Source organism: Brevundimonas sp. Bb-A, assembly GCF_009394735.1.
Classification (GTDB): Bacteria; Pseudomonadota; Alphaproteobacteria; order Caulobacterales; family Caulobacteraceae; genus Brevundimonas; species Brevundimonas aurantiaca.
In genome coordinates, this window is record NZ_CP045456.1 from 1,576,994 (window position 1) to 1,601,380 (window position 24,387).

15 protein-coding genes are annotated in these 24,387 nt (G+C 65.6%); 9 read left to right on the plus strand and 6 right to left on the minus strand.

Annotated elements, in window-relative coordinates:
- Positions 1-112 precede the first annotated feature (112 nt).
- The 5 genes from BSP_RS07790 to BSP_RS07810 all read left to right on the plus strand — a co-directional run bounded on the left by BSP_RS07790 (position 113) and on the right by BSP_RS07810 (position 7,274).
- The gene (locus BSP_RS07790; protein WP_182713699.1) at positions 113-658 is read left to right on the plus strand and encodes an RNA polymerase sigma factor; all 546 of its coding nucleotides are present in this window, start codon (positions 113-115) and stop codon (positions 656-658) included.
- Positions 636-1,580, plus strand: a complete 945-nt coding sequence (locus BSP_RS07795; protein WP_194167017.1) for a FecR domain-containing protein — start codon at positions 636-638, stop codon at positions 1,578-1,580. Before BSP_RS07790 ends, BSP_RS07795 begins: the two co-directional genes overlap by 23 nt.
- A 95-nt stretch (positions 1,581-1,675) precedes the next feature.
- Positions 1,676-4,966 carry a TonB-dependent receptor gene (locus tag BSP_RS07800; protein ID WP_054765345.1) on the plus strand — a complete coding sequence of 1,097 codons (3,291 nt, stop codon included), beginning with the start codon at positions 1,676-1,678 and terminating at the stop codon, positions 4,964-4,966.
- 53 nt (positions 4,967-5,019) lie between these two features.
- Positions 5,020-6,312 carry a dicarboxylate/amino acid:cation symporter gene (locus BSP_RS07805; RefSeq protein WP_194167018.1) on the plus strand — a complete coding sequence of 431 codons (1,293 nt, stop codon included), beginning with the start codon at positions 5,020-5,022 and terminating at the stop codon, positions 6,310-6,312.
- Positions 6,309-7,274, plus strand: a complete 966-nt coding sequence (locus BSP_RS07810) for a dienelactone hydrolase family protein (RefSeq protein WP_152949851.1) — start codon at positions 6,309-6,311, stop codon at positions 7,272-7,274. Before BSP_RS07805 ends, BSP_RS07810 begins: the two co-directional genes overlap by 4 nt.
- Positions 7,275-7,328: 54 nt before the next feature.
- Here the strand turns inward: BSP_RS07810 and BSP_RS07815 are convergent, their stop codons facing one another.
- Both BSP_RS07815 and BSP_RS07820 read right to left on the minus strand, forming a co-directional pair.
- Positions 7,329-9,905, minus strand: a complete 2,577-nt coding sequence (locus tag BSP_RS07815) for a M14 metallopeptidase family protein (protein WP_227976084.1) — start codon at positions 9,903-9,905, stop codon at positions 7,329-7,331.
- A gap of 627 nt (positions 9,906-10,532) precedes the next feature.
- A complete protein-coding gene (locus tag BSP_RS07820; RefSeq protein ID WP_194167019.1) occupies positions 10,533-11,831 on the minus strand; it encodes an MFS transporter in 1,299 nt (432 codons plus the stop codon).
- A 68-nt stretch (positions 11,832-11,899) separates the two neighbouring features.
- Between BSP_RS07820 and BSP_RS16605 the strand changes: the two genes are divergently transcribed.
- Positions 11,900-12,142 (plus strand): TonB-dependent receptor plug domain-containing protein, encoded by a 243-nt coding sequence (locus tag BSP_RS16605; RefSeq protein ID WP_152949854.1) that lies wholly within the window; start codon positions 11,900-11,902, stop codon positions 12,140-12,142.
- Here BSP_RS16605 and BSP_RS07830 read toward each other — a convergent pair.
- Positions 12,124-13,698 (minus strand): sodium/sugar symporter, encoded by a 1,575-nt coding sequence (locus tag BSP_RS07830; RefSeq protein ID WP_152949855.1) that lies wholly within the window; start codon positions 13,696-13,698, stop codon positions 12,124-12,126. The genes BSP_RS16605 and BSP_RS07830 overlap by 19 nt on opposite strands.
- 422 nt (positions 13,699-14,120) lie before the next feature.
- On the opposite strand from BSP_RS07830, the gene BSP_RS07835 reads away from it, so the two are divergent.
- The 3 genes from BSP_RS07835 to BSP_RS07845 all read left to right on the plus strand — a co-directional run bounded on the left by BSP_RS07835 (position 14,121) and on the right by BSP_RS07845 (position 19,280).
- Positions 14,121-17,051, plus strand: coding sequence for a TonB-dependent receptor (locus BSP_RS07835; protein ID WP_152949856.1), 2,931 nt, complete (start codon positions 14,121-14,123; stop codon positions 17,049-17,051).
- A 64-nt stretch (positions 17,052-17,115) separates the two neighbouring features.
- On the plus strand, positions 17,116-18,405 hold the full coding sequence (locus tag BSP_RS07840) for a metallophosphoesterase family protein (RefSeq protein ID WP_152949857.1): 1,290 nt from the start codon (positions 17,116-17,118) through the stop codon (positions 18,403-18,405).
- Complete coding sequence (locus BSP_RS07845; RefSeq protein ID WP_152949858.1) at positions 18,405-19,280, plus strand: glycerophosphodiester phosphodiesterase family protein; 876 nt, start codon at positions 18,405-18,407, stop codon at positions 19,278-19,280. The genes BSP_RS07840 and BSP_RS07845 overlap by 1 nt, the downstream gene beginning before the upstream one ends.
- A 387-nt stretch (positions 19,281-19,667) precedes the next feature.
- On the opposite strand, the gene BSP_RS07850 is transcribed toward BSP_RS07845, so the two are convergent.
- The 3 genes from BSP_RS07850 to BSP_RS07860 all read right to left on the minus strand — a co-directional run bounded on the left by BSP_RS07850 (position 19,668) and on the right by BSP_RS07860 (position 24,326).
- The gene (locus tag BSP_RS07850) at positions 19,668-22,685 is read right to left on the minus strand and encodes a TonB-dependent receptor (protein WP_194167020.1); all 3,018 of its coding nucleotides are present in this window, start codon (positions 22,683-22,685) and stop codon (positions 19,668-19,670) included.
- A 157-nt stretch (positions 22,686-22,842) separates the two neighbouring features.
- Positions 22,843-23,826, minus strand: coding sequence for a FecR domain-containing protein (locus tag BSP_RS07855; RefSeq protein WP_152949860.1), 984 nt, complete (start codon positions 23,824-23,826; stop codon positions 22,843-22,845).
- On the minus strand, positions 23,823-24,326 hold the full coding sequence (locus BSP_RS07860) for a sigma-70 family RNA polymerase sigma factor (RefSeq protein ID WP_152949861.1): 504 nt from the start codon (positions 24,324-24,326) through the stop codon (positions 23,823-23,825). The genes BSP_RS07855 and BSP_RS07860 overlap by 4 nt, the downstream gene beginning before the upstream one ends.
- Positions 24,327-24,387 lie beyond the last annotated feature (61 nt).

The following is a 24,387-nucleotide window of genomic DNA, read 5'->3' on the forward strand; positions in this document are numbered from 1 at the left end:
CGGTGCGGGTGATTTCAGAGATCGCGGGCTTGCTGCCTTGTGAAGGCGCGTGCCAGTCTCTGTGGCCATGGGGGTTTCAGAAGACACAGCGCGTTGGCTTGCGCGAAGCGTGATGCCGCATGAGCCTGCGCTGCGCGCATGGTTGCGCCGGGCGGCATCGCCAGCCGACGTTGATGATATCGTGCAGGAAACCTACGCGAAACTGATCGGTGTCGCGGATGTCGGATCCATCCTTAACGTGCGCGCTTATCTTTTTCGCACGGCCCGGTCTGCTGCAGTCGATCGCTTAAGACGGAAGAGCGTGGTGCCGCTCGACGCCGTCGCAGATATTGACAGACTTCAGGTGGCGGCAGATGCGGTGACGCCAGAAGACGAAGTCGCGGGCCGAAACGAACTTCGGCTTCTCGCGAAAATGATTGACCGCCTTCCCGATAAGACACGCCGCATCTTCATTCTCAGTCGGGTCCAAGGACGCTCTCAAAAAGAGATTGCGCGGGAGACGGGATTCCCGGAAAGCACCGTCGAAAAGCACATAGCCAAGGCCTTTGTCCTCTTGATGGCCGCATACGCCGATGGAGGATATGATGCTCCAGATGCGTCTAGGTTGCGAAACGTGCGGATCGGACGAAGGGCGGATGGCAGAGACGGAAACGGCTGAAGAGATCGATCGCCGCGCCGCCCTGTGGGCCGCGCGGCTTGATCGTGGGCCGTTTTCACCGGCGCATCAGCGAGAATTCGACGCCTGGGCGGGAGAGGACCCACGTCGCCTGGGCGCGTTCGCCCGCGCCCGCGCCATAGCGGTTCATACCAGACAAGCGGCGGCCTTGGCAGGCGGACCCGTCGCCGAACAACCGATGGTCGCGCGACGCTCTCTGCTGGCGGCGGGCGTCGCTGTGGCGATGTTGAGCGGAACGGGTCTGGCCGCCGCCTACTGGCGGCGGTCTCAACGTCTCGACACGCAGCGCGGCGAGATTCGCTCGGTAACGCTGGATGACGGCAGCGTCGTCACGCTCAACACCCTGTCGCAGGTCAGCGTCCGCTATACGCGATCTGTGCGGGAAGTCGTCCTCATGTACGGCGAAGCCCTGTTCGAGGTGGCCGTCGATCCCGTGCGGCCGTTCGTCATGCGGGCTGCGGGCGCGGTGCTGACCACCTATGACGGCGCATTCCTGCTGAAGCGGCTGAATCAGGCGCCGCTCGAGATCGTCGCCTTGGCGGGATCGGTCCATATGCGGGTCGGGCGGGACAGGGCGCACATCCTGACCGCCAACCAGCTGATCAGCCTGGCCGGCGGCGAAGCGACCAGCCCTCGTTTCGTCGATGCGCCCCAAACCGGGCGGCTTCTCGCCTGGCGTGACGGAAAGATCGAGTTCCACAACGACAGCCTCGAACAGGCGGCCGCCGAGTTCGCGCGCTTCAGCGAAGTTCCGATCCTGCTGGCGGATCGGAACGTGGCCGAAATGAAGATCACCGGCCTGTTCGAAGCGAACGATCCTGCGGCCTTCGCCCGGGCGGCGGCGCGCAGTCTGAACCTCCGCGCGGAAATCAGCTCGACCCGGATTCAGCTTCTTCACGGTTAAATATTTTCCGGACGCTGGAGGATTTCTGATCCCTGAACCGTCTTGTCTATGTCCGGTGCGCCGGGGGAACATAGACAGACGGATCGGGGGATCTCATGGTGTCGTGGAAGAGTTGGCTGGCGGCGGGCGTCGCCGGCGGGGTGCTTGTCATGGCCGCCCATGGGGCAGCTGCTCAGGTGAGGCAGTTCAATGTGGCGGCCCAGCCGCTCGCTCAAGCCATTCCTGACTTGGCGCGTCAGGCGGGCGTGACGATTTCAGCGCCCACCGGCCACCTCACGGGCCGCGTCGGACCCGCCGTCTCGGGGCAGATGGACGTCGAAGACGCGCTCAGCCGCCTGCTTGAAGGCACCGACCTCTACGTCGCCTCGCATGAGGGATCGACCATCATCCTGCAAAAGCGAACGCACGGCGACGGACGCGCAGCCGAGGTCGAAGAGGTCGTGGTCGTCGGTAGCCGGATCAGGGGGACACGCATAAACGAAGCCCTGCCGGTCACCGTCGTCGATCAGTCTGATCTGGATGCGATCGGCGCCGCAGACGGCGACGATCTTTACCGCTCCATCGCACAGATGGGCGACGTCGGTTTCAATGAGGCGGACAGCGACAACGGCGGGATCAACAATGCGCGGGGCGATGTGGCTTCGATCGATCTGCGTTCGATCGGCACGGGCAATACGCTGGTACTGCTGAACGGCCGGCGATTGGTGCCTCACCCCGGTACGCAGATTGAAGGCTATGTGCCGGTTCAGACGGTCAACACCAACGCCATCCCGACATTCGGCCTGCGTCGGGTCGAGGTTCTCGCGGACGGCGCTGCGGCGCTTTACGGCACCGACGCGGTGGCCGGCGTCGTCAACAACGTCCTGCGCGACAACTTCGAAGGCTTCACGGTCCAGGCCGCCATGGGGCACGACGAAGGGGGAATGGAGGAATATTCCTTCGATTTTCAGGCTGGCAAGGACTTCAACAACGGCAAGACCAACGTCTCAATCATGGGCGGCTACCTGACCCGGGATCCGCTCTACATCTGGGAACGCGACTATGCGACGGTCGCGGGACGGGTGGCCGCCTTCAACGGCCGCGCCTCTGGCCTCGACTATGGGACCTACAGCACGATCACGGCCTGGGCTGAGGGCATCAAGCTGGATCCGACGACCTACAAGAACGCGGGAACCACCACGCGCGTCAACGGAACGACCCTGACATCTACCGCCGGCACCTTCCACGTTCAGCCCAGCACCAACGCCGGCTGCATCGCCGGCGCCTATACGACGGGGACCTGTTTCGACAACTCAACCCTGTCGACGACGAGCGAGGACAACAATCTCCGATATGATCTGGACTCTATGCGGACCATCAGTTCGGCGGTGGACCGCGCCAATCTGTTCACCTTCATCAACCACGAGTTCGATAACGGCGTCGAGTTCTTCGGAGAGCTGAGCTACTACTGGGGCGAGACTTGGTCGCAGCGCCAGCAGGACACGCCGCTGGACACGCAGCGCGTCCTCATGTCGCCGACCGCCTACTGGAATCCTTTCGGCGCCACGGGCGTGACGGCTCGGCTGAGCGGATTGTCCGGGGTGCCGACAACGGGTTCAGCGATCCAGATTCAGGACTACCGTTTCGCCGATCTCGGCTATCGGGAGGTCGAGGTCGAAAACGTCACCACCCGATATCTGGGCGGTCTGCGCGGCGAACGCTTCGGCTTCGATTGGGAAAGCGCCTTGCTCTACAGCAAGGCCGAAACGACCGACGAAATGGACGGGGTCAGCATGACCTTGCTCCAGGACGCGATCAATAGGACGACGCCTGACGCCTATAATCCCTTTGTGGGCGGCGATCTGAACAGTCCCCGGAACGGCGCGACGGGTTTGAATAACCAGGAGACGATCGACAGTTTCATGGTCAAGGTCTACCGCTATGCCGAGACCGAGCTCATGCAGTGGGACTTCAAGGTCTCCAAGGGCGACTTCTATCCGGTGCCGGCTGGACATGTGGGCCTGGCGGCGGGGGTAGAAGCGCGTCGCGAAACCTTCGCTGAAGATCGCGACCCGCGTCTGGACGGAACGATCACCTTTACGGACCTGGCAGGCGTCGTATCCCAGAGCGACGTGATGGGCGTGTCCTACACCCCGGACAGCTCGGGCGCCCGCAACGTCTACTCGGCCTTCCTCGAACTGGCCGTACCGGTCGTTTCGCCCGAGATGAACATCCCGCTGGTGCAGTCGATCGACCTCCAGATTGCGGGTCGCGTGGAGAACTACACCCTGTTCGGAACGGTCGGGGCCCCGAAGATCGCGCTGGCCTATCGCCCGACGCCTTGGCTGATGTTCCGCAGCGCCTGGTCGGAAGGCTTCCGGGCGCCCAACCTGCTGCAACTCCACCAGCCGGATTTCGAACGCTCCAACAGCCGGCGTGATTACGCCGCCTGTGCGGTGCAACTCGCTATCGGCGCAATCCCGACGCTGACGACCAGCAACGACTACTGCACCAGCGAAGATCGGATCGAAAAACGGTCGGGGAACACGGACCTCAAGGCGGAGACCTCCGAGAACCTCAGCCTGGGCCTGGTGTTCGAACCCGAACTCTGGTCCGACCGGTTCGGCGACCTGACGCTGACCGTCGATTACTGGAAGATCCGGCAGGAGGATCTGGTCGGAATTTTCGGCGGTACGAACCAACTGATCAGGGACTACTACCTGCGTCAGATCGGTAGTTCGAACCCCAATGTGGTTCGCGATACGCCCAACGCCCAGCAGATCGCCGATGCGGCCGCAGCGGGCCTCGCGCCCGTCGGCGACCTCTTGTACATCACCGACGAGTACATGAACCTGCAGCCGCGCGAGTCTGAAGGCCTCGATTTCCGCCTCTTCTACACGCTGCGCGACACCCCGGTCGGCGACTGGCGGCTCAGCCTCAACGCCAGCCAGAAGCTGAAACTGTATCAGGAGGCCAGCGAACAGCATCAGATCCTGCTGGACGCCCTGGCCGACGGCACGATCGCGGGCGTGACGGTCGGCGGCGTGGAAGACCTGATCGGACAGAACGGCCGGCCGGAATGGAAGTTCACCGCGTCCCTGACGTGGGACCTGGGGCAGTGGACCTCAGGCTGGTACACCAGCTACGTCTCCGACTTCGTCGACACCAGCGCCACCTATGTGGATACCGACGACTATTGGGTGGTGGACGAGTGGCTGACCCACAACCTCTATGTCCAATACGAATTCGACAAGGGCGGCCCGCTGGACGGCGCCCGGGTCCGGATCGGCGCGCGCAATCTGTTCGACGAGGACCCGCCGCTGGCCGACGACCGGTTCGGCTACAACGGCAGCGTCCATTCCAACCGCGGCCGCTGGTGGTACGCCAGCATCCGCAAGTCCTTCTAATGGCGACGCCCGGGCGAGGCTGAGGCCTCGTCCGGGCCTCTCTGGAAATCGACATGTCCTCCCTTGCGCCTTCGGCGGGCTTGGCCCGACCGGTGCGGATCGTCACGCGCCTATGGTTCGCCACGCCGCTGTGGCGACGGATCCTGCTGGGTCTGGGGCTGGGCGTGCTCGCGGGCCTGGTGCTCGGAGAACGCGCCCAGGATCTGAAATGGATCGGCGACCTCTTCGTTCGGCTGATCCGCATGTTGGTGACCCCGCTGGTGTTCGTGACCGTCGCCGCCGGCGTGTCGGCCATGTCCGACCCGGCGCGTCTCGGAGCGGTCGGTCTCAAGACCATGGTTCTCTACTTCGGCTTGATGCTGGTGGGCGCCGCCGTCGGTCTGGGCCTGGGCGCGCTGATCCAGCCGGGCGCCGACGTCGATCTAGCGGGCGTCGCGCCCGCGCCTCTGGCCGACGCACAGGATCTCGCCGCCGTCCTCGCCGACATTGTGCCTTTGAACCCTATCGCGGCCATGGCCGAGGGCGACATTCTCGCCGTCATCTTCTTCGCCTTGTTGATCGGCGCCGCTCTGTTGGTGACGGGCGAGGACGGACGCCCCTTGCAGAAAGTTCTGGAGTCCGGATCGGCCGTGCTTCTGCGCGTCGTCCTGTTCGTAATGGAGCTGGCGCCGTTCGGCGTCTTCGCCCTCATCGCCTGGGTGATGGGAACCAGCGGGCCGTCGGCCTTCGTCAGCGTCCTGCGGCTGTCTTGCTGTGTTGTTGTCGGCGCGGCGTTTCAGACCTTCATCGTTCACGGCGCCGTACTGCGTCTTCTGGCGCGAACGCCGGTTCTGCCCTTCTATCGCGACATCGTAGACGCGGTGGCGGTGGCCTTTTCGACCTCGTCCAGCGCCGCGACCCTGCCTGTGGCGCTGCGGGTGGCCCAGAGAAATCTCGGCGTCAGCCCGGCGATCGCCTCGACGGTCTTGCCGCTCGGAGTGACCCTGAGCATGGACGGCGCCGCCCTCTACGTCGGCCTCTTGGCCGCCTTTTCCGCCCAGGTTTTCGGCGTGGCCCTGGGGCCAGCCGACTATCTCGCCATAATGGCGGTCACCGCCATGGTGGCCCTGGGCGCCGCGCCCGTGCCTTCGGCCTCCCTGTTTCTGCTGGCGGCAGTGCTTTCAGTCATCGGTCTGGGGCCGGAGCAGACGGCCTTGATCGTCGGCTTCATCCTGCCCTTCGATCGGCCCCTGGACATGATCCGCACCGTGCCGAACTGCACCAGCGACCTGGCCGTCGCCGTCGCCGTCGCGCGGATGGAGGGCGAACTGGATTTCACAGCCTACAAGGAGAGACCGCTCGAATGACCCGTCCTCAACGCCATCTCTCGGCGCTCCTCGCCGCCCTTCTGGCCGCGGCGCCGGCCGTCCAGGCGCAGGAGCAGCCGCAAGCCCCGCTGAACTCTGATGCAGTTCACCACACGGCGATATCGAACGCCGCCGTCCGGCAGGGCTCGGCCACGGCTGAACAGCGGCTCGGCGAGCGGGTCGTGTTTCGCAGCATGGACGAGCCGCGAACCGAACTGGTCGGCTATCTGTTCCGGCCGGAGGGACCAACGCCCGAATCCGGCGCGCCGGCGGTCGTCCTGCTGCACGGCAGGGGCGGGGTCTATTCGTCCCTGGCCGGCGGGGTCTATGAGGCGAGAACCCTGACGCTGCGACTCAAATTCTGGGCCGAGTACTGGACCGACCGGGGGTACTACGCCCTTGTCGTCGACAGTTTCGGGCCGCGAGGCTATCCGACCGGTTTCGCGGCCGGGACCTACAGTTCGCGACCGCCAGAGATCAACGAAGTGACGATCCGCCCCCTGGACGCCTATGGCGCGCTGCGGTTCCTGCGCAGCCTGGAGGGGGTGGCGGATGACCGGATCGGCCTGATGGGCTTCTCCAACGGCGCCAGCACTGTCCTTTCGGCCTTGGCTGACGACAAGCCCGGCGACATGCGGCGGATCGGCTTCCGGGCGGGTCTCGCCCTCTATCCGGGCTGCGGCCTCCAGGGACGGTTCCGGCGGGAGTACAAGACCTATGCGCCGGTCGAGGTCTTCATGGGAACGGCGGACCAGGAGGTGTCGCCCGAAAGCTGCCGGACCCTGGTTGATCGCGCTCAAGCGGCGGGCGCTTCAGTGAACCTGACCCTCTATCCGGATGCGGCCCACGGATTCGACGATCCCAGCCGCAGCCGCCAGGCGGTCGCCGCCAACGCCGCCGCGACTGAGGATCTTCGCGGCCGCGTCGACCGCTTCTTCGAAGTTCAGCTGGCGCCCCGCTGACTCCGGGGCCAGGCGAGAGGGGCGTCGGCGTCAGGCCGACGCCCCTTTTCCGATTCAGGAGCCCGCCGCTGTCGCCGGGCCGTAGAACAGGGCGTTGAACAACAGCCGCACCGAGGCCCGGGCCTGCGCGCGATTGATCACGTCCGGCCCCAGGATGATCAGCCGGCCCTGCCCCATAGGCGCATCGACCACGGCGGCGGCGCCGGCCAGTTTCTCGGGCCCTATGGCCCAGCCGCTCGACACCACAGGGGTCGCGGGATAGCGGGCGGCGATCCGGGCGCCGTCGCGCACGGTGAAGGCCGCGTTCTCGTCGAAGAAGACATCCAGTCGCGCCGGCAGGCCGTAGGCCAGGGGCTCGGCCGGATCGACGTCCATCGCCAGCAAGGCGCCGGGGATGAAGAAGTCGGTGGAGGGCAGGGGCCTGTCCGCGTTCGAGAGCACGTCCTCGATCGGCGCCCCCAGGGCCAGGGCCAGTTTATGGGCCGATCCTGCGGTCACGATCGTGCCCCCGGCCTCAGCGAAGCGGGTCAGTTGCGGCAGGGTCTTCTCTCGCGTCACGGCGCCCAGCCAGGACCGATAGGCTTCGGGAATCGTCTCGGGATCCGGCTGTCCGCGCCCGCTCCCGTTGGGGAAGTCGCCGGGCAGCAGATCAGGCGCGAACACCAGGACGTCGAAATCCTTGTTCAGGTCACCTGCGTCGAGACGCTGGGGGTAAACGACCTCGAAGGGGAACTCGAACTGCTCCAGCAGCCAACGGGTCCAGCCTGCGGACATGGAGCCGCCGTAGCGATCCACCAGACCGATCCGCACCGGCTTCAGCGCCATGGCGTCGCCCGCCGGCGCGCGCGACACCGCTTCGGCGTTCAGGCCCAGCTCGGCGACCGCCTGTTCGACCAGGACGCGCGACGTCTCGCTTTCCGGAATCCACAGGGCGCCGGGCGCCAGGGTGCGCGCGCCGAGACGAACCTCGGTCTTCTGCCAGAACACCGGCTGCCCCGCCTTCAGCAGACGGTTGCTCAGGATGAAGCTGTTGATCGCTGCATGATCGACGACGAAGCCCGCGTCGCCCCGTCCGCGAATCTTACCGGCGGGCACGGCGATCAGGTCCGGCACGCGCTCCAGCGGCGCCTCGAACGGATCGAGAATCCGGTCGAACCTCACCCCCATCTGCAGCGCCAGCGTATAGCCGGTCGCGTCATAGGGCAGGACGGGGGGACCGTCGGGATATCGCAGGTCGTGCGGATGATCCTGCGGTTCGAACATGTCCAGCACATGCGGCCGATAGGCCTGGTTCGTCCGCACGATGAAGGATCCCGCCGGATAGGAGGTTCCGGCGATGGAGAAGGCGCGGGTCGCGCAATCCACGTCCACGCCGGTCTTGATCAGGCTGTTGAGGAAGGCGATCGCCGTCGGCAGATCGGCCTGGTCTGCCGGGATGACATAGGCGCGCGGATCGCGCAGCGCCGGATCACGCAGCACCTTGTCGTAAAGGGCGGGATCGGCGGTGCGGCCGGTCTGGCCCGCAGCCGCCTTCAGGGCGTCGATCCGCGACGGCGTGACGCGCCAGGTGTCGGTCTCGCCCCGCGCGATGGCGTTCGCCCCCATACGCCAGATGTTGAACAACAGCCGGTCGCGATTGCGCGAGGCATAGTCCAGCACCGCCCGATTGATCGACAGCGAATAGTCGATCGACTGCCGGAACCGCCAAGTCTGCGGCGCGATCGGGGCCGGCAGATCGTTCCGCGGCAACTGGTTGTCCGGAACCAGGGCGATGCGGCTCGGCGTCGGGTGCCCGGTGATCTCCGTCAACAGGCCGATGGCGTTATGAAAATAGGTGATCGACCGCTCCATCCCGTTGTTCCAGGTCGAATAGGGGGCGCCGCTGCGCATGGTCGCGCCGGGCTTTCCCTCGGCGACCAGCCGGTTGTGCATGGCGGCGGCGACTTCCGACAGGGTGGTCATCGCCAAGGGGTCGTAGTTGTAGTTGAAGGGATCCCGGAACGGCGGCATGAACACGACCGTCCCGGCCGGCGCCGGCTGATGGTGGTTGTAGACGATCTGAGGGAACCACTCCCGGAACAGCATCCGGTTGACGTTGGTCGTCTCCGTCATCGCCGACAGATAATAGTCGCGATTGTTGTCGTGGCCGACGTAGGCCTGATAGAGGCGCGGCAGGCTGGCAAACTCCCGCTTCTCCGGGTCCTCCTCCCGCATGTACCAGTCCGCCACCAGATCCCAGCCGTCCGGATTCAGTGGCGCGAACAGGATGATGACGTCGTCCAGCACCCGCAGGGCCTCGGGATCCTGAGCCGTCACCCATTCATGGACGGCGGCGATCAGGGCGTGGGGCGGCACGGTCTCGGTCGCATGCAGGCCGCCGTCGATCCAGACCACGGCCTTGCCCTCGGCCGCCAGGGCGCGCGCCTCGGCTTCGTCCACGCCTTCGGCCTTGGCCAGACGGCGGGCGATGTCGCGATAATGATCCAGGCGGGCGATGTTCGCCGGAGACGAGACGGCGGCCACATACTGCGTCCGCCCCTCGGTCGTCTTGCCGACCTCCATCAGCTTCATGCGGTCGGACTGGGCGGCGAGCGTGTGGAGATAGGCTTCGAACTGCCGATAGTTGATCAACTGATAATCGTCGCCGACGTCATGTCCAAACGCTGCATCCGGGGAGGTGATATGGTCTGTGTGAGCGGCTGCCGGTCCGCCAAGCAGTGCGCTTGCGATTACAATCGCCGCCCAAATTCGGTTTAACATCTTCTATCTCCGTTCCCGTCCATTGATTTGGACGCACGGCGACCCGAGTTTCCTCCAACATGGCAACGCAGGCGCTCTAGGAAACGCATCGCACAAACGGGACCATGTCGCGGAGCTTGTCTCCTGGCAGGGGTGTCGGGTTTTCTAGATCCAGGGTCGGCAATCGCAATCCTTTAGCTGGGACCCGCAGACGCTAGCTCGCTTGGGTGATCGACGCCATCGGTGGTGATCACGACGCCGCCATAAGAGTGGCCCACCAGAATAACGTCGCCCTATTCCGGTCCTGCGCGAGGTCGATGGAACCTCCTTGGTCGCTACGCCCGACCACGAGCCGGCCGCCCTGATCGCCTATGTGGAGGGACTTGGGCGCCGACCGGCCGTCAAGCCGACGGCGCCCGACTGAGCCTTTGATCTGTGTCAGGCCGGCTGTCGGATCCGCGCCCTCGCTTTCCCATATGATCGGCCAGATCGCGACATCAGATGGGATGTCGACGCTGTTCAGGATGTGCGAGGTGGTGATGCGCCCATGGTTTCGGAAGCCAGCGTGTCGCCCGTTTCGCGAGGCGCAGCCCGTCGCGCCAGAATGATCATTCCTATCGACGTCAGGACGGGGCCGGCGGCCATGAACCCGCGCAAACCCTCCAAGGTCACGCCCGGATGAATTGCGGCGGCGACGATCAGCACGCCCAGCGCCAGGGTGATTTTCGCCAGGGCGCTGAAGATGGCGAAGGCGAGGCCCTGACGGTGGGCCGGAAGGCGGGACGCCCAGTCGCTGAAGCTGGCCCATTTCGCCATGCCCAGCCCGCCGTTGCCCAGGCCGAACAGCCAAGCGCCGGCGATGAAGTCGACCGGCGCGTCGAACGGCGCCAGGAGGAAGACCACGGCCCCGGCGGCCTGGAGCAGAGCCGAAACCGTGAAAAGGGCGACGCGGCGCGACGGTGGAAAGACCATGAGCCAGAGCGGTTGGCCGCAGCAGACGCCTGCTGCGGCGGCGATGATGAGGGCGCCGCCCGTCGTCGATGAAGCGAAGGCGCGGGTCGCGAAGTAAGGCTCCAACTTCTGAAACAGAGAAGGGCCCAACATCATCAGGACCATCATGGCGAACAGGGGCCATAGGGCCGCCAAGCCGAGGCCCGGTCCTTTCAACGAAGCCTGCACGTCAAGGTCGGCTGGATCCGAGCCCCTCAGGCGCCGGTTCAACAGACCCGCCGTCGTGATGGCGACCAGGGCCGCGATCAGCGCCAGGACGATGAGCATGACGCCGCCGCCGCCGCGCCGCTCAGCGGCGATCAGGGGCCCGACCACGGCGGCCACGCTCAGATTGCCCAGGCCGCTGGCGAAGATGCGCGTGACCGCAACACGCGATCGCGCCTCAACCTCTGCGGTCGCATTGGCCATCAGGGAGTTCTGAGAGACGTCATAGACGGCGAAGGCGAGGCGAAACAAGACGCCCGTCGTCAGGGCCCAGCCCACGCGCATCGGATAGGGAAGCAGGGCGGTTGCGACCACCCCCACCAAGGCGACGCCGCTAAAGATCGCGCCGAGGGATTGCAGCCCGGCTGCGCGCCTCATGCCCGCCGACCGGCGAAACAGGATGCGCCCAGCCTGAAGATCGAAGATCGCACTGATAAGAAAACCGATCGCCAAGACGCCGGCCATATGGGCGGGCGTCAGACCTGCAACCTCGGTCAGAAAGAAGGCGAACAGAACCTCTCCGCCGTACCAGAACAGACTCTTTCCGTAGTGAGCTGCACCATAGACGGCGGTTGTGGACCACCGGTCACGCCTGCCCAGCACCGAAACGCCCCCTGTCTCCCGGAAGCTTTTCTGACGCGTCCTAGAGGCTTTCACCTTAGCAGCCGCTTGTGACGGTCTCGCAACTGGGGCGCTGGGCGTCGCCGCAGCCAATCTGGGCGGTTTGGGCAGGCAATACCTTAGTCCTGGTCAATGGACGAGGCATCGCCGGCGCGGCCGGGATCAAAGACGGTTTCGCAAACCTGAGCGGTATTCCGCTGAGCGCCGCGGAGCGCGCGGATATCACCCAGGCGGGTTCCTCGGCCGTTTACGGATCAGACGCCCGTCGCTCACCTCACCACCAGATCGAATAGACCAGGATCAGGAAGGCGATGACGCCGACCCCGGCCAGGTTGAAGCCGAGCGAGGTCTTGTAGCTGATCTTGTCCAGCTTGATCTTCATGGCGTCGGGCTTGGCCGGCGCCAGCAGCGATACGACCACCGCCGCGATCAGCGAGACGATGAAGACGACGCCGACGCGGTTCATGAAGGGGAAGATGAACTGACCCGTCTCCTGCAGCCACCAGAAGACGGCCGACAGAACCACCGAGCCGATGGCGGCGGTCAGGGCGCCGGCTTCGGACGCGCGCTTCCAGAACAGGCCCAGCATGAAGATGACGACGATGCCCGGCGTGAAGAAGCCCGTGAACTCCTGGATGAACTGGAAGGCCTGGTCGAAGCCGCCCAGCAGGGGACGGGCGGTCAGGATGCCGATGATCACGGCGGCGACGGCGGCGATGCGGCCGACCGTGACCAGTTGATGCTCGGGCACGTCCTTCTTGATCTTGGCGTAGAGGTCCAGGGTGAAGATGGTCGAGATCGAATTCACCTTGGACGCCAGCGAGGCGATGATGGCGGCGATCAGGGCGGCGAAGACCAGACCCTTCAGACCGACCGGCAGCAGGTTCATCATTGACGGATAGGCCTGGTCCGGTGCCGACAGGTTCGGGGCCAGCACCAGGGCGGCCATGCCGGGCAGGACCACGATCACCGGCATAAGCAGCTTCAGATAGGCGGCGAAGGCGATGCCCTTCTGGGCTTCGGGCAGGGACTTGGCGGCCAGGGCGCGCTGGATGATGTACTGGTTGAAGCCCCAGTAGCTGATGTTCATGATCCACAGCCCGCCCAGCAGGACGGCGATCCCCGGCAACTCCTGATAGTGAGGATTATCCGGCGACAGGATCATGTCGAACTTGTCGGGGAACTCGGTCAGCAGGGTGTTGAAGCCGGCCAGCGCGCCGCCCGCGCCGCCGATGGTCGACAGGGCGATGAAGCCGATGATCAGGCCGCCGCAGACCAGCAGGGCCACCTGGACGATGTCGGTCAGGGCCACGGCCTTCAGACCGCCCCACAGCTGATAGGCCAGGGCGAAGACGCCGATGGCGACGATGGCGTAGTCCTGGTTGAAGCCCGTGACCGTGTGAACGGCGATGGCGCCCAGCCACAGGATCGAGGTCACGTTCACGAAGACGTAGAGCAGCAGCCAGAAGACAGCCATCACGTTTCGGATCGTCGGCCCGTACCGCTGCTGCAGGAACTGCGGCATGGTGACGATCTCGTTGCGCAGGAAGATCGGCAGGAAGAATTTCCCGACGATCAGCAGGGTGAGCGCCGCCATCCATTCATAGGAGGCGATGCCCAGGCCGATCACATAGCCGGACCCGCTCATGCCGATGATCTGTTCGGCCGAGATGTTGGCCGCAATCAGCGAGGCGCCGATAGCCCACCACGGCAGGCTCTTGGAGGCCATGAAATAGTCGGTGGAGGTCTTCTGCTCGCCGCCCTTGCTGCGAGAAACCCACTGGGCCAGGCCGAAGATGAAGACCGCGTAGATCGCCAGGATCGCCAGATCGACGCTTGCGAGCGACATAGTGTATCCCCCCGTTCGGCCCATTCATTCGAGCTCGAACCGGAGCCTAGGTTAGGCCCCTGAACGCCGCAACGATTTTAATAGATGCGGCTGGACGTGCTGGAGCCGCTGTCCTTGGGGGGAGGCGGCGATGACCCGCTCGCAGATGTCGGCCGCCCGCGTCCTGCACGCGGCCTCTGGCCTGATGTTCTACGCTCCCTTGGAAGAGATTCCCGAGGACGAGCGTGATGCGACGCAGCGGTGGTCCGGCTCCGCTCAGGCGGTCGCCAAGTCGATAAGGCGTGGGCGGCGCCATCCAGGATTGCCCGTTCGGTAAGGATCGGCGACGCAGAGATGAAATGTTGATGACGCCTGTCAGCTTGGTCTGATCGCTCCGTCTCTCTGTCGTCTGCGCCTTCGGCAGACCTCGGGGGATCACACCAATGAACATCAAATCGCGCTATCTGGCGGCGGCGGGAAGCCTGGCCCTGGTCGCGGCCTTCCCGCAATGGGCGGCCGCCCAATCGCAGTCGCAGTCGCAGTCACGGTCCGCCACGACCGAGGCGGAAGAGGTCACACAGCCCCATCCCGCCGTCCTGGATGACGTCGTCGTCACCGGCTATCTGCAAGGTCTGCGTCGGTCGATCGACGAGAAACGCAAGAACGACATGATCTCGGACAGCGTCAGCGCCGACGACATGGGCAAGCTGCCGTCGTCGAACCTGACCGAAGCCGCATCGCGCATTCCCGGCGTCTCGGCCGTTCGCAACCACTTCACCGGCGAAGGCGACCGGGTCGTGATCCGGGGCATGGCGACCGAGTACAACGCCTATGCCGTCAACGGCGTCCGCATGGGCGGCACGGGGTCGCCGAACGACAACTTCTTCCGCGGGGTCCGGCTCAGCTTCCTGCCGACCTCGGGCGTGGACGCCATCACCGTCTATAAGAGTCTGCTCCCCTATATGGACGGCGACGCCATCGGCGGGACGATCGACATCAAGACGCCGACGGCCTTCGATTACGCCCCGACCTATGCGGCCGGTTCGATCGAGGGAACCCTGCTGCAACAGCGCGATGACCGAACCTCATGGGCGGCGGACGTCGCCTTGGGCAAGCAGTTTTCGGACCGGTTGGGTCTCTACGTCACCGGCAACTATTCCGAGCGCGGGTCTCAGTTCGAGCAGATCGGCAACTCCGGGGACAACATGCCCCGCACCTGGTACAGCACGACCCACAGTCTTGATTTCGATCCCAAAACCTTCGTCGCGCGGGGTCTGGAGATGTCCACCGGCGACACGGATGTGACCCGCTGGGGTTTCAACGGCTCGTTGGACTACCGCGGCGACAACCACAGCTTCCACCTGCGTGGTCAGTACAATGAATATGAGGAAACGCAGTTCAGGAACCGTCTGAACTTCCGCAACGAAGGCGGAGGCAAGGTCTCGGCCCGTCTGGAGCAGAAGGACCAGACGCGAGGCGACCTGGTTCAGCCCGCTGACGCCGTCGTCGGCTACGACCCCAAGCTGGGGGCGATCTACAACTACACCCCCGCCCAGATCGTGGACCGCGACAATGACGGGAAGATCACCGACGCCGACAAGGGCGCCGCCGGCTTCTACAGCCTGAACGGCGCCTCGGGCGTCTGGGACCCCAAGGGCTTCCGTCTGCGCCGCTATTGGGAAGGCGGCACGACCGAGGGCGTGCTGCAACTGATCAACCTGGGTGGCGAAAGCCGGTTCGGCGCCTTCACCCTGGACTATGACGCTTCCCACTCGGAGTCCGAGGACAACATCATCGACAGCTACGACATGTATTTCGGCCGCAACGCCTATCTGTGGAAAGGCAATGAGGGGGTCGAGATCGTCAGTCAGGATGATCCGCAGTATTTGAAGTGGGTGCTGAACCCCGCCGGCATGGCCGCCGTTCAGGATCTGAAGGAATACACCGCCTCCGGTCTGAGCGGCGAATACGGCGGCGCCAAGGAGATCTTGAATCAGGCCCAGTTCAACCTGCGCTACGAACCCGCCGGCTCCTGGCTGCAAGAGGTGCGGGTCGGCGCCAAATACTACAAGTCCGAGCGTGAACGCCGTAAGGGCACGCTGATCGACCTGGCGCCCAAGGGAACCATGGCCGACTATTCCGCCCTCTTCGGCGAACCGGTCACGGACATGTTCGACGGCCGCTACACCGGCCTCTACCAACTCGGCGCCGTGATCGACACGGACAAGATGATGGCCGAGATCGATCGCGCCAAGGCAGGGAACTCCACCCTGCTGGCCCTGAAAGAGACGGAGTCGCTCGATTACGCCTCCACCTGGTTCTACGACGAACAGGTGGTGTCGGCCTATGTGATGGGCACGGCCCGTTTCGGCGCCGCCGAGATCATCGCCGGTGTTCGGATGGAGGACACCGACAATGAAATCCGCGCCTGGACGGAAGATCCGGTGCGGGGCGAAGACTACGCCCTGGACAACACCGGCTTCACCAACTGGCTGCCGTCGGTGCATCTGAACTATGATCTGACGCCCAGCGCCAAGCTGCGGGCGGCGATCTGGACCAGCGTGTCGCGCCCGGACATCAACCGGATGACCTCGGTCAAGGAATACAGCTACGACCAAGATCCCGACGGCGACGGCAAGACCAATCCGACCACGGAGTGGGTCCTGACCGGCATCGTGCAGGGCAATCCCGGACTGAAGCCGATGACCTCGATCAACTATGATCTGTCGGCGGAGTATTACAACGGCCGGACCGGCGCCTATTCGGTGGCCCTGTTCTACAAGGATCTGGACAAGTTCCTGTACCGGTCGTCCTCATCGGTCATCCGCGACGGCACCCTGGGCGAGTTCGACGATCCGTCGGGCATCTCCGTCTCCATGCCGATGAACGGCCGCAAGGCCGAAATCCACGGCGTCGAGATCAATGCGCGCCAGCAGCTGCATTGGCTGCCGGCGCCGTTCGACGGCCTGGGCGTGGCCCTGAACGCCACCATTCAGCGTTCGTCGGCCGAGACCGGCCTGTCCTGGCACCCCCAAGGCTACACCTTGCCGTTCATGGAGACGCCCGACCACATCGTGAACCTGGAACTGTTCTGGGAACGCAACGGCTGGGAGGCCTATGTCGCCTATAACTATCAAGACAAGTCGCTCGAAGACATCGAGGACTTCGGCAATGACCCCTATGAGCAGGACTACCACTTTGTGGACCTGATGATGCGGCGTCAGATCACGCCGAACCTGACGGCGACCTTCAAGGTGCAGAACCTGCTGGACAGTTACACCTACTACTACACCTTCGGGTCCGGAAAGGGCGGCGTTCGCGACTATATCGAGAACGGCCGCTATCTGAGCCTGAACCTGAACTGGCGTCTCTGACGGCGCCCGGCCGCTCGCGGAAGACACCGCGAGCGGCCTCTTCTTCTCCAACCGAGGTATTCCCATGCGCCTGTCCTTGCGTCTCGCCGCAGCCCTGTCTTGCAGCGTCCTGGCCTTCGCCGTCGTCCCGGTCGCCCAGGCTGAGAGCCTGCCCGAACGGGTCATTGTCAACCTGACCGAAACGCCGGCCACCAGCCTGGCCTTCAACTGGCGCGCCGAAGCCGGGGGCGGGGAGGGGTTTATCGAATATGCGCCCCTGACGCCCGGACCGGCCTATCCTCAGACTGCGGTGCGGATCGCGGCGAAACGCACCGCCGCCGCCTTCACGACCCGCGATCAGGAGCAGGTTTCCGCCGACTACTACAGCGTCCAGCTGACCGGCCTGACGCCGGACACCCAATATGTCTATCGCGTCGGCCGCGAGGGCGCTTGGTCGGCGTGGCGTCAGGTCAGAACCGCCGCCGCCGAGGCCCGCCCCTTCACCTTCCTCTATGTGGGCGACGTCCAGAACGACATCCGCTCGATGGGCGGCCTGGCCGTGCGTCGCGCCCTGCGTCAGACGCCGGACGCGGCCTTCATGCTGTTCGCCGGCGACCTGATCAATCGGGCTGACAATGACGGGGAATGGGGCCAGTGGTTCGACATGGACCCGCATCGGCTGGCGGAGACCCCGTCGCTGATGACGCCTGGCAATCATGAATATATGAAGCCCGAAGGCGCGGAGGCGCAGCAGCTGGCGCCCCAGTGGCGGCTTCAGTTCAACCTGCCGGACAACGGCCCCTCCGAATGGCTCAGCGAAACCGTCTATCGCGTCGATTATCAGGGGGTGCGCGTCATCTCGCTGGACGCCGACATGATGGATGAAGACCCTCAGTCGGCACGTGATCAACTGGCCTGGCTCGAGGGTCAGTTGACGGACAATCCGGCGCGCTGGACCGTCATCCTGATGCACTATCCGCTCTATTCGACGGCTAGGGGCCGAGACGGCGCCGAGTTGCGGGCGGTGCTTCAACCCGTGCTGGATCGCCATCACGTCGATCTGGTCCTGGCCGGTCACGACCACACCTATGGACGCGGGCGGCCGCACGATCAGGGCCCGGTCTATATGGTCTCCAACATCGGGCCCAAACAGTATCCGCTGGGCGACATCGACTGGCCAGTCCGCAAGGGCAGCGGGATTCAGGTGTTCCAGCAGATCGAGGCGACGCCGGATCGGCTGACGGTGCGGGCCTTCACTATGGACGGTCTGCTGTACGACGCCTTCCAGCTCGACAAGACCGGCCAGGGCGCGGCGCGCCTGACCGACCTTAAGCCTGCGACCCCGGAGCTGATCCTGCGACGGGAGGACCGGTGATGCGCCGGCGCGTCGGTCTGGTCGGGCTGATCGCGATCGCGGGGCTGGCGGCGGCGCCGGCCCTGGCCGATCCGGTCTGTGGAGAGACTGCGGCCATGTCGCGTCTTCAGACCGACCTGGCCCAGCCGCGCGGCGTCTTGCTGATCGCGGCTCACCGGGCGGGGCATCTGGATGCGCCGGAGAACTCTTTGGCCGCCGTCGATGAAGCGGTGCGCGAGGGCGGCGACATCGTCGAACTGGACGTCAAGGTCTCGGCCGACGGCGTGCCCTTTCTCATGCATGATCGGACGGTGACGCGGACCACCGGCGGCGTAGGCGAGGCGGAAAGCCTCACCCATGGCCAACTGCGGGATCTGCGATTGGCGAACAGCGCCGAACCGCCGCCGACCCTGGTTGAGGCTCTCCGCAGGACGTGCGGTCGGGTGCTGGTCGATCTGGATATGAAGACGGATCGCGTCGCGGCCGTGGTGGCGGTGGTGGAAGGACTGGGGATGACCGACCAGGTCGTCTTCTTTGACTCGGACGGAGAGGTGCTGCGGGCGGTGCGACGGCTCCTACCCCGCGCGCACGTCATGCCGCGCGTCAGCCGTCCAGACGGTCTAGGGGCCGCGCTCGCGGGACTTGCGGATGTGGCGATCGTGCATGGCGATCCCGACTCCCTGACCCCGGACCTTCGGCGCGGCGTGCGCAGCCTGCCGGCGCGGATCTGGGTCAACAGCCTGGGCGAGGTGGATCACGCCGTGGCGAGCGGCGCACCGGATGTCTGCGCTCGTCTGGAGGGGCTGCTGGCGATGGACGCCAACGTCATCCAGACCGACCGACCGCGCGCATTGCGGCGCGCCGTGACCGACTGCGGGCTTTCGGCGCGTCCGTGATGGAGGTCCCGCCGTCATGGGGGGACTGGAGGCGCGACGCCCCGGATTCGTCCCGCGTGCGGTCAGGCGGCTTTGGCCGGTCCAGCGCAGGCCCCACCCCCGATCCGGCCGGTCGACGGTTCAAGGCGGCGCAGGCGTCGGTGCAAGTGAGGACGCCCCGCCGGGGGTGGGGACTGATACTCGAGATCGTGTTGGGCGAGGACGCCTGGTTCTGCGTCAGCGACGAGACGGGCCTGTGTCCCACGCGCCGCCACAGGGTCAGCGCCGGCGCGCCCTTGCGCCTTCGCCTTCCGGTTCGGGCGGACGGCGGCTACGACCTGACCGTCTCGCGCCTGGGCGGTGACTTCAGGGAGCGATTTTCGGGGCGGCTGGCGTCGAAAGAGCAGGTCAGAAGCTGCGGCTGATCGCCAAGGTCACCGTCGGCCCAGTACGGATGTATTCGCGCAGATCCTCCGATCCCGAACCGAAGGTGTACCAATAGGTATGACTGTTCAGCAGATTGCGGACCTGGATCGAAGCGAAGCCGTCTGCGCCCCACCGCCGCCGAAGACTGACGTCCACAAAGCTGTAGGGCTGTTCGTACGGGTCGTTGGCGAAACTATCCATGCCTTCCAGGAAGCCCGACTGGCGGTTCCAGCCGGCCGCCGCCTCCCATCCGCCGCCTTGCCAGAACAGTTCGACGCTCGCCAGGGTCTCGGGCGTCTCGGTGAAGGGGAGGCGATCGCCGCGGCGCCAGCTGATGTTGGCGTCGGCGCGGCTGACCTGCCAGGTCAGATTGGCCGAGACGCCCAGGCCGTCCAGCGGCGCGGGCGCCCAGTCCAGATTGTGACGGATCGCCAGTTCCATTCCACTGATCCGCGCCTTGCGCCCGTTGGCGTAGGCCCGCACGGGCGCGCCATGCTCCTCCCCCCGCTCTATCAGCCCGCCGTCGCGGATCGAGCTGGTGGAGGCCCGATAGAGGAAGTTGCGGATATCCTTGTGAAACAGGGCGGCTGACCAGGCCGTTGATCGACCATAGCGTTCCAGCGACAGATCATAGCCGACCGCCTCCATGGGTTTCAGATCCGGATTGCCCTGGCGGATTTCCTGAAGGGTCCAGTCGGTCTTGGGATTGGTCTTGCCGTCGCGGTCGGGGTCCTGGTCATAGACATACTGCCGCGCCGTCGTCATTCGGGCGATGTCGGGCCGGGCGAAACTGGTCCAGACCGCAGCCCGCAACACCCTGTCGCCGTGAAAGGAGCGGCGTAGGTGCAGAGACGGCAGCACATTGGTGAAACTGTTGCGGCGATGGTCTCGGCCGTCGCCGCGAAGCGCGTCCAGGATGGGATAGCTGACGTCGGATCGGGTGTGTTCGATCCGGACGCCGCCCGTGATCTGGGTCTCATCCCATCGGGCGGCGGCCATGACATAGGCGGCGGCGTCCTGTTCCTTCAACCGAAAGCGTTCTGTGTCGGTCTGAGCCTTGAATTTGGGATCGATGGTGAAATAGGCGCTGTCCCCGCGATAGGCCCGGTCGATCTCGGCCGCCATCCGCCGATTGTCCAGGACGACCCCCAGGCGGTGGTCGCCGACATAGCGGCCGTCGAACAGGTCGGTGACCGGCGTACCGAACAAGCCGGCCAGGTCGGCCAGGGTTTCCGGACCGATCAGGTCGGGCCGGGCGGCGCCCGAGTTGCGGCGGCTGGAGCGCATGTAACGGCCCCCGACTTGTATCGACTCCAGCCAGCCGCTGGGCGGCGTATAGGTCAGATCGAACTGCGCCTGGCCCAGGGTTTCGGACGTGCGCTCCCACTCCTCGCCCAGATGTCTGAAATCAAAGGCGGCGGGGTCCTGAACCGCAGCCATGCCTGCGGGGTTGAGCCCCCACAGGCGAAAGCGCGGGTCGCCGGTCTCGATCACCTTTATCCCGCGATTGCCCAGCCATTCGACCGCGTCCGTCCGGAATTCCAGAAGCGCGCCGCCGTCCAAATCATCCCTGGACCGCGACAGCGACAGGTCATAGGCGATCCGCCAGGGACCGCCCCATCGCCGTCCGCCCAGGTTCAGGGAAGACAGGAGGCCCGATTCACGGGTCGATTCCCAGAACCGTCTCAATCGGAACCCCATCGGATCCCACACGCCCGAAGCGCCCGCCAGGCTGTAGACGGAGCGGACCTTGCGGTCGGCGTCGGTGATCCGTCCGTCTCCGTCCACATCCTTCACGTCTGCGGTCGAATAGCCGTAGATGCGCCCCAGGCTGGGATCAGACCCAACCACCATGGCGTCCGGCTGAGCCAGACCGGTTCTCCGGCTGTCCACCTGGACCAGCCGCTCGGTCCCCGCCAGGCCGTCGTTGCGGAAGTTCAAACGGTTTCGATACTCCTCGCCCTCATAGCGGTTGTACTGAAGCCGCAGGTGAAGGTCCTGGTGTGCGCCTCGCCAGTCCAGGCTTCCGTTCAGACCCAGGCGACGCACCTGGGTCTCGCCGACCGCCAACTCCATGCCCCTCATGACGAACCGGTCGAAATCCCAGCCGGTCGAATAGACGGTGTCGAACCAGACCGGCGGCAGGTCGTCGCTGTCGCCGCCGACCATCTCGAACTGCGAGCGGGCGTCGCTCCAGTTGGCGGCGACGAACAGACCCAGCCGATCGCCGAACCGATGCGAAACCGCCAGGGCCGCCTTGCCCGATTTCGGTCGGTCGAACCGGGTCAGCCAGCCGTGCTCGACCGACAGCCGCAGATGGTCGTGGTCGGCGTCGAAGGCTGTGGGGGTCTGGATGTCGATCAGCCCGCCCAGGGCGTCGCCGTCCAGATCGGGCGTCAAGGTCTTGCGCACGATCAGGTTCTGGATTCCCTCGGGCGGCAAATAGCTGAGGCGGACGCCGCGATAGAATTTGTCCGCCCGCGACCCGGCTCCGCCCAGACGTACGCCGTTGATCCGATAGGCGTTCCATTCGGTGGACATGCCCCGAACCGTCAACCGGTCGCCCTCGCCGGTCTGATGGTTGCGGACGGCGTTGACGCCAGGCAGGCGCGCAAGACTTTCCGCCAGATTGTTGGTCGGCAGCAGGCCTTCATCATCGGCGCTGACCACATCGCTGACGCCGTCATAGGCGCGTTTGATCGCCAGGGCGTCGTCGATCGCGCCCTTGCGTCCCAGGACCACCACCTCTTCGAGCTCGGCCGCAGGCTGGGGCTGGGGCTGGGGCTGGGGCTGAGGTTGCGGCTGGGCGCGCTCGACGATCAGGGTCTGACCCACGATCCGGCCCCTCAGATCGGGGTGGGCGGCCAGCAGCCGGTTCAGGGCGGTCCAGGCGGTGGTTCGGGCCTGTATGCCCGGCGTGCGGCGGCCACCCACCAGATCGGCGTCAGCCAGCACAGCCAGACCCGATTGGCGCGACAGCGCCCGAAGAGCCTCGGCCATAGGGCCGCTGGATATCTGAAACCTATGGGCTGTTCGGTCAGGTGAGGACTGAAGGTCCCGAGCTTCAGCCTGTGCCGGCGAAAGCCCCGCCGCAAGCCACAGGCTCGTCGCCGCTACGGCGCTCCACAGCCTTGCACGGCCCGTCCCCATGCCTGGCTCACCGCTCGATCAGCAGACGGCCGGAGGCATCCCTGCGAAGGGTCAGGCCCTGCATGTCCGCGATGGTGGTCAGGACGTCCTGAGGCTCAGAGGCGGCGAACCGCCCGCTGATCCGGCGGCGGCTCAAGGCGGGATCGGCCAACTCGGCCTTCAGCCCCGGCGATCGGCGCTTCAGCTCGATCAGCAGGTCGGCCAGGCTCATATTGTCCGCGTCGATCCATCCCTCGGTCCAGTCCGGCGTCGTCACATCGGCGTCCAGCCGCTGGATCGGCCCGGCGGCGCCGTCGCTCAGCAATCGGCGGCCGGCGGTCAGAACCTGACGGCGCTCGGGATGGTTCAGCGGAACCACCTCGACCCGACCTTCCAGAACCGTGACCTCCACCGCGCCGCCGCTGCGTTCATCGACGTTGAAGCGCGTGCCCAGGGCCGTGATGCGGTGGGTCGCCGTAAGGACGGAAAACGGACGTTTGGCGTCCTTGGCTACTGAGAAGAAGCCTTCGCCGCTGAGCCAGACATCGCGCCGTTCCGGTCCGAAGGCCGTGCGGACGCGGCTGTCGCCGTTCAGCTGGATCAGGGAGCCGTCCTCCAGCGCCGCCTGAAGACTTTGTCCCGCCACGCCCTCCAGCCTTTGTTCGACGACGACGGGCGCAGAGGGCCACATCAGCACGGCCAGCGCCGCGCAGGCCGCCGCCGCTAAGCCGCCGACCCAAAGCCGTGAAGACCAGCGGTGGAACAGCCGAGGCGCAGGATGGAGGCCGACGCGCCGAGAACGTCCGGCTTCGGCCGCCAACCGCGCAGTGACCGCGGCAAGGGCGGGATCGGTCAGCAGGCGCTCCTGGGCGTCCAACAGGCGCGCGCGGTCCGGGGCCTCCGCAAGCCAGGCGCGCAGCGCCTGGTCAGCCGCTGCGTCCATCTCGCCGCAGCGGCGCCGGTCCGCCCACAGGGCGGCCTGTTCTTCCGGGGTGGGCGCAGACGGCCTCATCGGGTGCGCTCCATGTCCACCGCGCGGCGGACCTCGACGGCCGCGCGGCTGAAGTGTTTCTGGGCCGCCTCGACTGAAATGTTCAGCCGTGTGGCGATCTCAGCGTAGCTGAGATCGGCGGACTGTCTCAGCACGAAGACTTCGCGCCTCAGCCGCGGCATGCGCTGAAGCGCACGGGTGAAAAGGTCCGCTCTCTGCTTCATGTCGAGAACCTCGAATGGAGAGGGGGCGTCCGACGCCGCCGCCTCGTCGATCGCCTCGCCGGCCGACGGAGAGGCGACGCGCCTGCGATCGCTCAGCAGGTTCAGGGCCACCCGGAAGGCGTAGGCCACCGGATCCTTCAGCGGCGCAGTCTGAGATCGCGCCAGGACGCGGGCGTAGGCCTCCTGACTAATGTCGTCGGCGTCCTCATCATTGTGGACGCGGCTGCGGACGAAGGCGCGCAGACGCACGGCGTTCTTGGCCAGCAGTCGTCCCGCACCCAGATCCTGAACTGACATCCCATCCCCGTGGGCCCACCCGTTGGGCCGCGCTTTTACGGCTCAACGATGACGTTCCGAA